Origin of the sequence: Sphingomonas elodea ATCC 31461 (assembly GCF_000226955.1) — a bacterium.
GTDB lineage: Bacteria > Pseudomonadota > Alphaproteobacteria > Sphingomonadales > Sphingomonadaceae > Sphingomonas > Sphingomonas elodea.
In genome coordinates, this window is the sequence record NZ_AGFU01000005.1 from 51,453 (window position 1) to 65,442 (window position 13,990).

General features: G+C 69.9%; 13 protein-coding genes. 5 read left to right on the top strand and 8 right to left on the bottom strand.

Going from position 1 to position 13,990, the window contains the following annotated elements; genetic code table 11:
• The 3 genes from KK7_RS0101985 to KK7_RS0101995 are packed head-to-tail and all read left to right on the top strand — an operon-like array spanning position 1 to position 2,813.
• Positions 1–1,635 carry a nitrite/sulfite reductase gene (locus tag KK7_RS0101985; protein WP_010542972.1) on the top strand — a complete coding sequence of 545 codons (1,635 nt, stop codon included), beginning with the start codon at positions 1–3 and terminating at the stop codon, positions 1,633–1,635.
• The gene (locus KK7_RS0101990; protein ID WP_010542973.1) at positions 1,628–2,053 is read left to right on the top strand and encodes a DUF934 domain-containing protein; all 426 of its coding nucleotides are present in this window, start codon (positions 1,628–1,630) and stop codon (positions 2,051–2,053) included. The genes KK7_RS0101985 and KK7_RS0101990 overlap by 8 nt, the downstream gene beginning before the upstream one ends.
• Positions 2,046–2,813 carry a phosphoadenylyl-sulfate reductase gene (locus KK7_RS0101995; protein ID WP_010542974.1) on the top strand — a complete coding sequence of 256 codons (768 nt, stop codon included), beginning with the start codon at positions 2,046–2,048 and terminating at the stop codon, positions 2,811–2,813. The genes KK7_RS0101990 and KK7_RS0101995 overlap by 8 nt, the downstream gene beginning before the upstream one ends.
• Positions 2,814–2,820: 7 nt before the next feature.
• Here the strand turns inward: KK7_RS0101995 and KK7_RS0102000 are convergent, their stop codons facing one another.
• Entirely contained in the window at positions 2,821–4,146 is a 1,326-nt protein-coding gene (locus tag KK7_RS0102000) for a carbohydrate porin (protein ID WP_010542975.1), read from the bottom strand.
• A gap of 96 nt (positions 4,147–4,242) precedes the next feature.
• Between KK7_RS0102000 and KK7_RS0102005 the strand changes: the two genes are divergently transcribed.
• Complete coding sequence (locus KK7_RS0102005; protein ID WP_010542976.1) at positions 4,243–4,521, top strand: metal/formaldehyde-sensitive transcriptional repressor; 279 nt, start codon at positions 4,243–4,245, stop codon at positions 4,519–4,521.
• 13 nt (positions 4,522–4,534) lie between these two features.
• On the top strand, positions 4,535–5,338 hold the full coding sequence (locus tag KK7_RS0102010; protein ID WP_010542977.1) for a fructosamine kinase family protein: 804 nt from the start codon (positions 4,535–4,537) through the stop codon (positions 5,336–5,338).
• A gap of 1 nt (position 5,339) precedes the next feature.
• Here KK7_RS0102010 and KK7_RS0102015 read toward each other — a convergent pair whose 3' ends face one another.
• The 7 genes from KK7_RS0102015 to KK7_RS0102045 form a co-directional block, all read right to left on the bottom strand.
• Positions 5,340–7,232: an XrtA/PEP-CTERM system amidotransferase gene (locus tag KK7_RS0102015; protein WP_010542978.1), complete on the bottom strand. Its 1,893-nt coding sequence runs from the start codon at positions 7,230–7,232 to the stop codon at positions 5,340–5,342.
• Positions 7,233–7,344: 112 nt separating this feature from the next.
• The gene (locus KK7_RS0102020; RefSeq protein ID WP_029622650.1) at positions 7,345–8,529 is read right to left on the bottom strand and encodes a TIGR03087 family PEP-CTERM/XrtA system glycosyltransferase; all 1,185 of its coding nucleotides are present in this window, start codon (positions 8,527–8,529) and stop codon (positions 7,345–7,347) included.
• Positions 8,529–9,581 carry a FemAB family XrtA/PEP-CTERM system-associated protein gene (locus KK7_RS0102025; protein WP_010542980.1) on the bottom strand — a complete coding sequence of 351 codons (1,053 nt, stop codon included), beginning with the start codon at positions 9,579–9,581 and terminating at the stop codon, positions 8,529–8,531. Before KK7_RS0102025 ends, KK7_RS0102020 begins: the two co-directional genes overlap by 1 nt.
• Positions 9,578–10,423 carry an XrtA system polysaccharide deacetylase gene (locus tag KK7_RS0102030; protein ID WP_010542981.1) on the bottom strand — a complete coding sequence of 282 codons (846 nt, stop codon included), beginning with the start codon at positions 10,421–10,423 and terminating at the stop codon, positions 9,578–9,580. Before KK7_RS0102030 ends, KK7_RS0102025 begins: the two co-directional genes overlap by 4 nt.
• A gap of 3 nt (positions 10,424–10,426) precedes the next feature.
• Positions 10,427–11,491 carry an AAA family ATPase gene (locus KK7_RS0102035; RefSeq protein WP_010542982.1) on the bottom strand — a complete coding sequence of 355 codons (1,065 nt, stop codon included), beginning with the start codon at positions 11,489–11,491 and terminating at the stop codon, positions 10,427–10,429.
• Between the two features lie 36 nt (positions 11,492–11,527).
• Positions 11,528–13,117, bottom strand: a complete 1,590-nt coding sequence (locus KK7_RS0102040) for a porin family protein (RefSeq protein ID WP_010542983.1) — start codon at positions 13,115–13,117, stop codon at positions 11,528–11,530.
• Positions 13,114–13,989: an AAA family ATPase gene (locus KK7_RS0102045; RefSeq protein ID WP_010542984.1), complete on the bottom strand. Its 876-nt coding sequence runs from the start codon at positions 13,987–13,989 to the stop codon at positions 13,114–13,116. The genes KK7_RS0102040 and KK7_RS0102045 overlap by 4 nt, the downstream gene beginning before the upstream one ends.
• Between the last annotated feature and the right edge of the window lies 1 nt (position 13,990).

Below are 13,990 nucleotides of genomic sequence, written 5' to 3' on the forward strand. Positions count from 1 at the left end.
ATGTACAAGTACGACGAATATGACGCTTCCATCGTCGCCGCACGCGTCGAGGAATTCCGCGATCAGGTCCAGCGCCGCCTCGCCGGCCATCTGACCGAGGACCAGTTCAAGCCGCTGCGGCTGATGAACGGCCTCTACCTGCAGCTCCATGCCTATATGCTGCGCGTGGCGGTGCCCTATGGCACGCTCGACAGCCGGCAGATGCACATGCTCGCCCACATCGCGCGCAAATATGATCGCGGCTATGGCCATTTCACCACCCGCCAGAACCTCCAGTACAACTGGATCAAGCTGGAGGACGCGCCCGACATCCTCGCCGAGCTGGCGACGGTGGAGATGCACGCCATCCAGACCAGCGGCAACTGCATCCGCAACATCAGCTCGGACCAGTTCGCCGGTGCGGCCGCCGACGAGGTCACCGATCCGCGCCCCTGGGCCGAACTACTCCGCCAGTGGAGCACCTTCCACCCCGAATTCAGCTACCTTCCGCGCAAGTTCAAGATCGCGGTCATCGCCAGCGACACCGATCGCGCGGCGATGCGGCTGCACGACATCGGCATCCAGATCGTGCGTAACGACGCGGGCGATCTCGGCGCGCGCATCCATGCCGGCGGCGGCATGGGCCGCACGCCGATGATCGCGCATCTGATCAAGGACTTCGTGCCCTTCGCCGATTTCGTCAGCTATCTGGAGGCGTGCCTGCGCGTCTACAATCGCCACGGCCGGCGCGACAATATCTACAAGGCGCGCATCAAGATCCTCATCCATGCCCTTGGCGCAGAAGAATATGCCCGCCAGGTGGAAGAGGAGTTCCAGGCGGTGAAAGCGCTGGGCATCGATCCGCCCCAGGCCGAATTCGACCGCATCGCCGCGCATTTCGCGCCGCCTGCCTTCGAGGCAGGCGCCGTCGATACCGTGGACCGCAGCGACCCCGATTTCGCGGTGTGGCTCGACCAGAACGTCCATGCCCACAAGGCGCCGGGCTATGCGGTGGTCACGATCAGCCTCAAGCCGATCGGCGGCATTCCCGGCGACGCCTCGGCCGACCAGATCGACGCGATGGCCGATCTCGCCGAGCGCTACAGCTTCGACGAGTTGCGGGTGACTCATGCCCAGAACATCGTGCTGCCGCACGTCCGCAAGGCCGATCTCTACGCCGTATGGACCGCGCTGCGCGAGGCGGGCCTCGCCGAGGCCAATCTCGACCTGATCAGCGACATCATCGCCTGCCCGGGCCTCGATTATTGCAGCCTCGCCAACGCCCGCTCGATCCCACTCGCGCAGAAGATCAGCGAACGCTTCGGTGATCCGGCCCGCCAGCGCGACCTGGGCGAGCTCAAGCTCAAGATCTCGGGCTGCATCAACGCCTGCGGCCACCATCATGCCGGCCATATCGGCATCCTCGGCGTCGACCGGAAAGGCACCGAGAATTACCAGCTGCTGCTCGGCGGATCGGGCGCGGAGGATGTCAGCCTGGCCGACATCACCGGCCCCGGCTTCAGCGAGGACGGCGTGGTCGACGCGATCGAGCGCGCGACGGACGTCTATGTCCGCGAACGCACGCCCGGCGAGCGCTTCGTCGACACCTATCGCCGCATCGGCATGGCACCGTTCAAGGAGGCCATTTATGGTTGAGTTCCTGCGCTACCGCGACGACGAGGCGCATGACGAGCCCGCCGTCACGCTCGACAGCTTCTTCGGCCAGTCGAACGCCACCGCGGTGCGGATCGAATCCGGGGAGGATGTCCGCGGGCTGCTGCCGCACCTCGATCGGATTGCGCTGATCGAGGTGAGCTTTCCGAGCTTCCGCGACGGCCGCGGCTACACCTCGGCCCGCGTCCTTCGCGAGGCGGGGTACACGGGCGAACTCCGCGCCCAGGGCGACGTGCTGGTCGATCAGATCCCGCTGATGCGCCGCTGCGGCTTCGACAGCTTCGCACCCGACGCGCCGATCGACGAGACGACGCTGGCCGCCGCGCTCGATCGCTACGATTTCCGCTATCAGGCGGCGGCGGACCCGATCGCGCCGGTGTGGAAGCTGCGGCATGGCTGAACCGGCGCGCCAGATCGACCGGATCGACGTGGCGCCGCGCTTCACCGAGGCGGACGCGCTCCGCCTCAACGCGCGCTTCGCCGGCATTCCCACGCTGGAGATGCTGCGCGCGGTGCTGGCCGAGAAGCTGACCGGCGAGACGGCCATCGTATCCTCGTTCGGGGCCGAATCGGCGGCGCTGCTGCACCTCGTCGCCAGCGTCGATCGCTCGGTGCCCGTCCTCTTCCTCGATACCGGCAAGCATTTTCCCGAGACGCTCGCCTATCGCGATCTGCTGGTCGAACGGCTCGGCCTCACCGACTTCCGCAATCTCAGCCCCGATCCCGCGCTGCTGGCGAAGCGCGACGCCACCGAACTGCGCTGGTCCTATGACCCGGACGGCTGCTGCGAGATCCGCAAGGTGTTGCCGCTGGACGCGGGCCTTGCCGGCATCGACGCGACGATCACCGGCCGCAAGGCGTTCCAGGCGAGCACCCGCGCCGCGCTGCCCCGCTTCGAGCTCGACGGCGAGCGTCTGAAGATCAATCCGCTGGCGGACTGGAGCAAGGCCGATCTCGACGCCTATTTCGAGGTACACGCGCTGCCGGCGCATCCGCTGGTTGCGCAGGGCTATCTCTCGATCGGCTGCGCGCCCTGCACCAGCATCGTCAAGCCCGGCGAGGATCCGCGCGCCGGTCGCTGGCGGGGCTGGGACAAGACCGAATGCGGCATCCACACCCCCACCAGCGACGACGACGACGCCAACCAGCCGGTATTCTGAGCGCGCCTCAGAACCCGCCGTGGAGCCGCAGCGCCAGCACATTGGCCGGGCCGCGATCGCGGTTGTAGCCGGGATTGGCGATGAACTGATAATCGAGCGTGACGTCGAAGCCCTTGCGCGGCTGCCAGTCATAATAGGCCTCGGCGATCGCCTCGCTGCCCGGATGCGGCAGCTGTCCGTCACCGACGAGCACGCCGAGCCCGCCCGCATCGAGATAGCGCTGATGCGCGCGCGAGATGCCGTTGACGATGCCCACCAGCCCGATCCGATCGTTCGCCCGACCCCAGCCGGCGCCGCCGAGCGAGGCGCCGATTTGCGCGGTACGATCGATATCGGTGAAGTCATAGGGCTCGATCGACCCGTCGGCGAAGCCGGCGCGGGCGAACAGCCCGAGCGTCGAGCTTAGCGCCTGCTCGACATTCACGTCCGCGCCCATCCGGCTGGTGCGCTGGCGGACCAGCGCGGTATCCGCCGCCTGGCCCTGCGCCGCGCCGAGCGCCAGCGCATCGTCGAACCGGCCGAAGCGGCCGCGATTGCGGAAGGCGGTGACGCGGATCGCCCCGGGCCGGCCGCCGAGCAGGTGGCGATGCTCGACTTCAAGATCGACCTGATATTGCCGCAGATCCCGCTCCAGCGTCTCGCCGTTGGGGACCTTGGAGAGGTTGAACAGCCCCGCCCGCCAGGTCCAGGTGCCCTGGTACCATTCGGCAGCCACCCCGGTCGTATAGCCCCAGGCGTCCGCGGCATAGTCGAAGCTGCCCGTATCCACCGCCGACCAGTTGAGGAAATCGCCGCGCGGATCATGCGCATAACGGTTCGTGTCGAACACGTCGCCGACGCCGAACTTGCCGAGCGTCAGCACCAGCCGGTTGGCGGTCTGGGTCCCGCCCAGCACGTTCATCGCCGGCGCCACCGCGCTGCACTCGCCGCCCAACCCGATCGTCTGGCGGAAGAACGCCCGCTGGAGCCGCAGATAAGGCTCGTCCTTGCCGACCTTGTAGGCCTCGGCACTCGGGAAGCCCGCCACGCCCAGCGTGTTGGACAGGCCGAAGCCCTGGTCGATCTCCGGGTTCACCCACAGCTCGCCGCCCGCCCAGGGCCGCACCCCGGCATAGAGCGTCACGTCGATCGTCTCGCGCACCTGCTTCGGCGCCAGGCTGTTGGACCCACGATAGGGATCGGCGAAGCCGCCCACGCCTTGCACCACCATCGTCGCCTGGCCGTGCACCGCAAGCGGCTGCGGGTCTCCCGTATCCTGCGCCCGTGCCGCAACCGGCAACAGAAGGAGCAGCGCGGCCGCAGCGGCGGCCGACCTGGGAAAGGCGTGGACCATGAACCTGCACCCCGAATTCCGGCGGACATCGCCGACTCGACGGCGGCGCCACTATACCCTAGGGGGGTATCAGGCAAGCGAAACGGAAGGACGACGATGGGCCATGTCGCGCGCGAGAAGCAGAAGCTGCTCAACCGATTGAAAAGGCTGCGCGGCCAGATCGAGGCGATCGAGCGCGCGGTGGATGCCGATGCCGAATGCGCGCGCGTGCTGCAGCAGGCGACCGCGTGCCGGGGCGCGCTCAACGGCTTCATCGCCGAGGTAATCGAGGACCATATCCGCGAGCACATGCTGGAACCCGATGCCCCGCCGGACGATCCCAAGGTGCAGGCGGCCGAGGAACTGGTCGCGATCGTCCATAGCTACCTCACCTGAGCGGAGCCGCGCCATGCAGACCAGCCTCGCCGACCGCGCCGCAGCGCTGCTGGGCACGCCCGTCTCCGCTGCGGCAGCGCTTTCCGGTGGGGACCTTTCCGCCGTCCATCGGTTGCGGCTGGCGGACGGCGGCAGCGCGATCGCCAAGCAGGGGCCACTGGTCTCCGTCGAGGCCGACATGCTCGCCGCCATCGCCGCGAGCGGGGCACCGGCACCCGCCGTGCTCGGAGTCGGCGAAGACCTGCTGCTGATCGAGGAAATGCCGAATGACGGCCATCTCGCCACCAGCTGGGACAGTCTGGCGACGACGCTGCGCACCCTCCACGCGGCCACCGGACAAGGCTATGGCTGGCACGCCGATTACGCCTTCGGGCGCGTCGCCATCCCCAACGGGACGAACCGCGACTGGCCGGGCTTCTGGGCCGATAGGCGCCTGCGCTGTCACCTGCCCCATCTGCCTGCGCCCCTCGCGCGTCGGCTGGAGCGACTCGCCGATCGCATGCCCGATCTCTTGCCTGCAAATCCCGCCCCGGCACTGCTGCACGGCGACTTGTGGGGCGGCAACATCCTGGTGGCGGCTGGCCGCGTCACCGCGCTGATCGACCCGGCCTGCTATCATGGCGACCGCGAGGTTGACGCTGCGATGCTGACGCTGTTCGACGCGCCGCCGGCCCGCTTCTTCGACGCGCTGGCGCTGCCGCCCGGCTGGCAGGCGCGGCAGCCGATCTACCGGCTATGGCCGCTGCTCGTGCACCTGCGGCTGTTCGGCAGCAGCTATGCCGGCGCGGTGGAGGCGGCGCTGGCGCCGGTGGAATAGCTCAGCCGAACAGTCGCGCCAGGCTGCGCTCCAGCATCACCAGCTGCCACAAAGTCCTGCCATGCTCGGCGCGGCCGGCGCGATGGTCCTCGGCGAGCCGAGCGATGGTGCGCGGTTCGAACCAGCCGCTCTGGAGAAGGAGCGGCGACTTCGCCAGGGCCGCGGCCTCGTCGGCAAGCGCATGGCGGAACCAGCCGCTGATCGGGGTGACGAACCCCATCTTCGGCCGATACAGGATCTCGCGCGGCAGCCAGGGCTCCAGCGCCTTCTTCATCAGCCACTTGCCCTGCCCGCCGCGCAGGCGGAGCGAGGGCGGCAGGGACGCTTCGAACTCTACCAGCCGGTGGTCGAGCAGCGGCTCGCGCGCCTCCAGCCCCACAGCCATGCTGGTGCGGTCCACCTTGGTGAGGATGTCGCCGGGCAGCCAGTGCCGGATATCGGCATATTGCGCGCGGTCGAGCGCGTCGCGCGCCGGCGCCGCCCGCATCGTCTCGACATAGCGCACCTCCGCCCGATGCCCGTCCAGGGCCGCACGCGCGGTGGCACTGTAGAGCTGGTTGCGCAGCGCGGGCGTGGTGACGCCGACGGCCTTGGCATAGGCCTCGGCGCCGTCCTCGGCGAGCGCAAGCAGCGTCGTCTTGGCGCGAAACGGACGCGGCGCCCAGTCCGCCTTCGGGTAGAGCGCCCCCAGCCGCCCGAACATGCGCGTCCGCAGGTCGGGCGAGAACAGACCGCGCACCCGCTCTTCCGCCGCGAAGAAGCGATGGCGGCGATAGCCGGCCAGCGCCTCGTCCGCCCCGTCCCCGGAGAGAGCGACGGTCACGCTTTCGCGGGCGAGCTGGCAGACGCGGTAGGTCGGCAGCGCCGAGGCATCGGCGAAGGGTTCGTCGAAAGCGGCGACCAGCGTGTCGATCAGGCCGTAATCCTCGGGCCCGACGGTACGGGTGCGGTGGCTGGTGGCGAAGCGTTCGGCGACCTTGGCGGCATGGGCGGTCTCGTCCAGCCCGGCCTCGTCGAAGCCGATGGTACAGGTCTTCACCGCCGTCTTGCTGCGCTCGGCCATCAGCGCGACCACCGCCGAGCTGTCGACCCCGCCGGAGAGGAACGCGCCCAGCGGCACGTCCGCGACCATCCGCGAGCGGACCGCGGTGCGCATCCGCTCGATCAGTTCGGCCTGGAGATCGCGGTTGCTGCCGGTCGCACGCTTCGTGAAGTCGATGTCCCACCAGCGAACCGGCTGCGGCACCGGACGCCCGCGCTGCAGCAGCAGGAAATGCCCTGCCGGCAGTTTCTGCACGCCCGCGACGATGCAGGCGTCGTCGGGCACATAGCCGAGCCCCAGATAATCCTCCACCGCGCGGAAATCGGCGGCGCGACGAAGCAGCGGGTGGGCGAGCAAGCTCTTCAGCTCCGAGGCGAAGGCGATCGCCCCGTCGGCCAGTTCAGCATAATGGAGCGGCTTCACCCCGAAGCGATCGCGTGCGAGGAACAGGCTCTGCCGCTCGGCGTCGTACAGCGCGAAGGCGAACATGCCGTTCAGTCGGGCGAGCAGGTCCGGCCCCCAGGCGCGCCAGCCATGGAGCAGCACTTCGGTATCGCTGTCGGTCAGAAAGCGGGCGCCCAGCGTCTCCAGCTCGGCGCGGATTTCGCGGAAATTGTAGATTTCGCCGTTGAAGGTGACGGCAAGGCTCTGGTCGGGCAGCGCCATCGGCTGCACGCCGCCTTCGAGGTCGATGATCGCCAGCCGACGATGGCCAAGGCCCACGCCGGCCACGCACCACACGCCCGAGCCGTCCGGCCCGCGATGCGCCTGCGCGTCGCTCATCGCCACGATTCGGGCGGGATCGATCGGCTTGGGGAGGCCAGGATGGAACAGGCCGGCGATACCGCACATCAGCCGAGGCTCCCGCGATCGCGCTTCCGCACCCTGTTCCCGTTTCTCATCCGCATGGTCGCGGGCGGGTACCAAGCATGGCGGCCGCGCGCTACCCCGGCACTGCAACGCCTCATGCCGACCCGGCCAGCAGCGCGTCAAGCGGGGCAAGTCGCGCGTCCCAGCTGTACCGGGCGATCACCCGCGCGCGGCCGGCGGCGCCCAGGGCAGCGGCGATCTCGGGCTCCGCCAGCAGGCTCAGCACGGCATCGCCGAACAGGTCCGCACCGTCTGCGATGCGCAGCGTGCCGGCATGGTCGATCCCCTCCGCCGCGGCGGGCGAGGCGACCACCGCCTTGGCCATCGCCATGCCCTCCAGCACCTTGTTCTGGATGCCGCGCGCCAGCTGGAGCGGCGCCACGACAAGCGCGGCGGCGGCAAGCCAGTCGCGCACATCGGGCACGGTGCCGGTGACGAGGATGCCGGGCCGCTGCGCCAGCGCCCGCACGGCCGGAGTAGGCGCGCGCCCGACGATCGCGAAGCGGGCGGTGGGATGCGATCGGCGCACCCGGGGGAACACGGCATCGGCGAACCAGATCACCGCGTCGATATTGGGCCGATAATCCATCTGCCCGGTAAAGACGAGCAGCGGCCCCTCCCCCAGCACGGCCGGATAGCGCCGGCCGGGATCATAATGGCCGGTGTCGATGCCGTTCTCGATCGCATGCACCCGCGGAGCGCCCGTGCGCTCGCGAAACAGCGCCGCCTCGGCATCGCTGACGAAGAGGCTCGCGTCCACCCCGCACGCGACCCGATGTTCGTGCGCCTGAAGAAGCGCGGCCTCGCGCCGATGCACCCAAGCCATCGGCCCGCGCCCGGCTTCGGCATAGGCGGCGAACTTGGCCGAATCCATGTCGACAAAGTCCATGATCACCCGCTGGTGCGGCCTGGGCGGCAGATACTGGGCCATCTGGCTGGAAAAGACGAAGATCGTCTCGATCGGCCGCTCCGTCAGCAGGCGACGTACGGCCTGCCGCATCTCGGCATCGGCGAAGGCGACCAGCGACACCGGCCGGCATTGCAGCACCGCGCGCAGCCCGGTGAGGACGTTGGGCGGCGACCGCCAGAAAATCTCGCGACTGGCCGTATAGGGGGCGAGCCCGCCCTTGCGCTGCAGGTCGTCCTCGTCATCGGCGAACCCGATGAGGTGAACGCGGTGGTCGCGCGCCAGATGGCGCAGCAGATGATAGGCGCGGATCTTGTCGCCCCGATCCGGTGGATAGGGGATGCGGTGAGCCAGAAACAGGAGTTCGCCCATCAGCCGAGCCCCCGCGCGATGATCGGCCCGACCCGATTCGCCGCCCAGAGCGGCAGCCGCTTCCACGCCGCGATCTGCAGCCGGTATTTGGGATCGAGCGGGTTGATGCTGCGCGGCGCGGCGCCCTCGGCATGGCGGGAGTAATAGACCATAGGCTCGGCCACAAAGCCCCAGTTCTTCTTGAACGCCGCCGCACCCGTGCCGAGCTTGGAGCGGCCGAAATCGAAGCGGGTGCAGCCACGCGCACGGGCATGCGCCATCAGCGCGAAGTACATCCGGTCATTGGCCCGCAGCCCCCGCGCCGCATCGGTGCCGCCACCCCAATAAGGATAGACGGTCCCGCGCCAGTAGAGGCTGAGCACGCTCGCCACCGCCGCGCCCTGGTACCGCACAGTGAGGATATCCGCCTCCGGCCCGAAGGCCTCCAGTACCGCCGAAAACAGCGTCGCCGGGAAGACGGGCGTGCCGAGGTTGCGGACGCTTTCGCCATAGACGGCGCGATGCGCCCGGCGCATTGCGGCATCGCTGCCGGTCTCGATCGCGAGGTCCGCGGCCAGCGCCTTGCGGAGTTCGGCCCGCTGCTTGCGGGGCACGGCCTGCAGCTCCGCCGCATCGTCGGCCGCAAGCGCGCGGGCGAACCCCACATAGGTGGTATCATCGCGGTGCCAGCCCTCGCCCGGGCTCGGACCGCCGCGCAGGTCCAGACTGGGGCAGCGGAGCCGGACGGCGAGATCCCAGGCCGCCTCCGCCAGCGGGGCAACCACCGCCGCACTGCCGGCAAGGATACCCCCGCCGACGCCGAACCCTGCCGAGACGAGCGCGCGGCCAAACAGCGGCGACGCGATTTCGGTGAGCGGCAGCACCCCGGCGATCGCGCCATCGGCCGTCTCGGCCACCAGATACCGGCTGGTCTGCCGGCATCCCCGCGCCACCGCGATGCTCCATTCGGGCAAGTGAAACGGCGTGGCGTCCGGTTGCGCGTCGATCCAGGCACGCAGGCGGGCCTGTTCGCGCAGATCGGAGAGGTCGGCGGGCCGGATGGCGACGCTCATGCCAGCCGCTCCGCCGCGTGCGCGGCCACGGCGTCGACCCGGCCCCAGTCATGCGCCGCGATCAGCGTTCGCAATTTGCCCGCCATCGCCCCCAGCCGGGCATAGTGCCGCAGCCGCGACTTGAGCGGCGCGTTCCGGACACGCGGCTGGCCGGGATCGATTTCCCAGGGATGGAAATAGAAGATGCCCGCCTCGCCGCCCGCATTGGCCGCGCGGATCGCACGATCGGTCACGCCCTGCGGCAGCAGCCGGAAGAAGCCGCCGCCGGCGGTCACCTCGCGGCCGAGCACCCGCGCGATGGTGATCGGCAGCTCGATCAGCCCGGCATCGGGCAGCGGCCGGAACGGCACGCGCGCGGCATCGGGCCAGCCATAATGGTCATGCGCGATCGGCGCGATGCTGGAGGAATAGGCATAGCCCGCCTCCGCCAGCACGGCGTGCGCCCAGGGAGTCCGGCGGTCGATCGAGAAACTCGGCGCGCGATAACCGTTCACCGCCACGCCCGCGGCATCCTCCAGCGCGGCGCGCGCGCGGGCGAGATCCTCGCGGAAGCCGTTGGGGGTCAGCGTGAAAACGCGGGCATGGTCCCAGCCATGGCTGGCGACCTCATGCCCCGCCTCGGCGATGCGGCGGATCAGCGCCGGATGCCGCGCCGCCACCCAGCCCAGCGTAAAGAAGGTGCCCTGCACCCCGCCTTGTGCGAACAGATCCAGCACCCGATCGGTATTGGCCTCGACGCGGCGCGCCAGCCCGTCCCAATCCTCGCGTCGGATGGTGGTCTCGAAGGCGCCGACCTGGAACCAGTCCTCGACGTCGACCGACAGGCCGTTGCGCACCGGCATCGCTCAGGCCACGTTGCCGCGAAGGCGATCGAGGTCGATGCTGCTGCGCCCGGCATCGGTTTCCGCCCAATCGACCAGCAGCGACAGCACCCGCCGGAGCGCCTCGGCCTGGCTGGCCACCTGCGCTTCCAGCTCGGCGACGCGCCGCTCCAGCGCCTGCGTGTCGCCCGCTGCCGCTTGCGCCGCGTGCCGTTCGGCAAGCCGGCCCGGGCGTGCGGGTTCCGGCTCGGCGGCAGGCTCGGCCACCGGCTCGATCTGCTGTTCCTGTTCGATGTCCTCGATCACCGCCGCGACATCGGGACCGCCGAAATTCTCGATCTGCTCGACCGCGCCGTAGAGCAGCACCCGGCTGGCCAGCTGGTTCAGCCGGCGCGGGATGCCGCCCGACCAGCGGTGCATCGTCGCCAGCGCCTCGGCGGTGAAGCGCGGGCGGCCCTGCCAGCCGACGCAGGTGAGCCGGTGGAGCAGATAGGCTTCCACCTCCTCCACCTCCATCGGGGCGAGGTGGTGCATGGCGATCACCCGCTGGCGAAGCTGCTCGAAGGCGGGCTGCTGCAGTACCAGGCGGAACTCGGGCTGGCCGAGCAGGAAGATCTGCAGCAGCGGATAGCCGCCGGCCTGGAAGTTGGAGAGCATGCGCAGCTCGTCGAGGCTCTCGCCCGGCAGCGCCTGCGCCTCGTCAACCACCAGCAACGTGCGGCGGGCCGCGCGCGCGATGGCGTGCAGTCCCTGCTCGATCGCCGAGAGCAGTGCTGCCTTGGACACGCCGTCGCCCGACAGTCCAAGCCCCTGCGCGACCAATCGGAGCAGGTCGTCCGCGCGCAGATGGGTGGAGACGATCTTGACGACGTTCAGCCTATCGTCATCCAGCTCGGCGAGCAGATGGCCCATCAGCGTGGTCTTGCCCGCACCGGGATCGCCGGTGATGACCACAAAGCCCTCGCCCTGGCTGAGGCCATAGCCGAGATAGGCCATCGCCTTGCCGTGCGTCGCGGTATCGAACCAGAATCGCGGATCGGGGGTCAGCTGAAACGGCCGGCCGCTCAGTCCGTAGTGATCGTCCATCATCGTTTCCGTCTCCGGAGCGGCGCCGCTCCCTCCATTTTAGAAGCCATAGCGCGCGCCGAGCAGCGCCTGGGCGGATGTCTGGTCCGGTCCGGTGCGCATCGAGCCATAAATGCCCGCGGTCGCGGTGAGCGCGAGCGCGCCCAGCCGGCGGGTGTAGGCGGTGTTGGCGCCCCAGCCGACCACGGCGGTGCTGCCCGGTATGTCCCCGTCATAATAGCTGGCGAGCAGGTTGAGCCCGACGGTGCCGTCGCGGCCCGCCGCTAGCTGGGCGAAGGCCTGGGCGTACAGGCTCTCGTCCCAGCTGCCGCCGGTCGCCGCCCCGCTGAGGGGGGTGAGGAAGTCGCGGCGGGCCAGCCCGGCGCCGAACCCCAGCCGGGTGCCGCCCCGGCTCCATACCGCGTTGGCGGTGAGACCGCGTCCGCGATAGGCCGCCGTCGCCGCCGAGGAGAAGGCCCCGGCCACGCATCCGCCTGCCGCCGCGCCGCTGGTGCCGTAGATACAGGCCCCCGCCTGCACGCCGAAGGGGTCCGCGGTGGTCACGAACCCCACCGGCAGCGCCGCCAGGCTGCTGCCGACCTGCTGGCCATAGGTTTCCACCGTGTCATAGACCGCGACCTGGATGCCGCTGCCGCTGTTCCGCTGGAAGGTGAAGCTGCCGGTATAGCGCATCGCCCCGTAGCGCCGGCCGATCCGGATCTCCAGCGCGGTGCGCCGGCTCGGCCGCCAGACCACGCCGCCGTCCCAGAACAGCCCGTCAAACCGATAGGCCAGCCGCAGCGGCGAAGCGGGATCGGTCATGTACCGCCCGGCGCCATCGACCAGCGGCAGGCCGGTACGGATATCGCGCACCGGGTCCCGCTGCTCAACCGTGATCCGCTCATACCCGCCACCCGCGACAAGTGCGACGGTGCGGCCGATCGGCGCGATCGCGTCGCCGCGCAGCGAGCTGCTGGCGAAATGCTGGTCGAGCTGGCTCGCCACCTCCCGCACCAGGCCGCCGGTGGCGCTCAGGCCGATCGGCAGCACCGCGCCGGGCTTGGCGCCCACGCTGGCGTTGAGCGCGTGCGAGGTCGATTGGGAAAAGCGGTCGATGCTGGGCAGCGTGGAGGCGAAGCCGGTCGCGGTGCCGTCGTCCAGCGTGGTGAAGCCGAAGCGATAGGCGGCCTGCACGAACAGCGGGCCCATCCGCGTGTCGAGCTTGGGGCCCGCGGTGATCGCGTAGAGCTGGCTCTGGTTGCGGGCGTTCCCGTTGTTGGCGGTGAGCGCATCGCCGCGCGGATCGGTGCGCGTGCGGGTGGCGATCGCGCCGGCCTCCAGCGTCAGGCCGCGCGCCGCGTTGACCTGCGCGCGGGCGAGGCCGGTATGGCTGTCCCCCGCCGGCAGGCTGCCCTTTTCCGCGATGCGGCGCTGATATTGATAGCTGACCTGCACCTGCATCCGCCGCGTGCGGATCTGGCCGTCGAGCCCGGCCCCCAGCTGGGTGTAGGTCAGCGACTCCCCCCCGTTCAGCTCGGCGAGGGCGACCTGGCTGACTTCGATGTACGGGGTGACGGTCGCGCGGCGCTGGGCGGCCGCGGGCACGATCGCAGCGGCGCAGACGGCCAGCACGATCGCGCCACGAATCACCGGCCGCTCTCCGCATAATAGCTGCCGAAGCGACGCCCGGCGGGCTGGAACGACACCGCGTTGAGAACCAGCTGGATATGCTCGCACCCGTCCAGCGCGGCGATGGCGGCGCGCAGATCCTCCTCGCTGGTGCGATCGGCGCGCACCACCATCATCGTCTGGCCGACATGCAGCGCCAGCACCGAGGCGGGCGACGCCGCCAGCGCCGGGGGCGAATCGAAGATCACGATGCGGCGCGGATTGGCGGCTGCCAGCCGGTCCAGCATCGCGCGGGCGCCGTCGCTGGCGAGCAGTTCGGTATCGCTGACGCTGCGCGCGCCGGCGGGCAGGATGGCAAGCTGCGGCACGTCGGTATCGACGATACAGTCCTCCACGTCGATCGCGCCGGCGAGGGCGTCGAGCAGGCCCGGCCCCTCGCCCACGCCCAGCCGCTTGGAGACGTCCGGCTTGGCGAAATCGGCGTCGACCAGCAGGATCTCGACGTCCTTCTCGGCCGCCATCGAGAGCGCCAGGTTGATCGCGCAGAAGGTCTTGCCCTCATTGGGCTGGGCCGAGCAGACCAGGATAATCCGTGCCCGATCGGCGTCCACCCCGGAAACGGCCCGCGCGGTGAGCAGCAGCTGCCGCTTCACCATGCGGAACTCCTCCGCCAGCGGGGTAATCGGCCCGCCCGGGACCAGCATGCCGGCCGAGGACAGGCGCTTGCGATCGATCGGCACGATCGGTCGATCCGGCTTTGACCGAACGGGCGCCGGCGCAGGCGCAGCAGGTTGGGACTGCGCCTGGGACTGCGCGGCGGGAAGGCCCGGCATCATCGCGACGGCGCGCTGGATCAGCGACCCGTAGAAGCTCTTGGGGCTATGGTCGTTCATC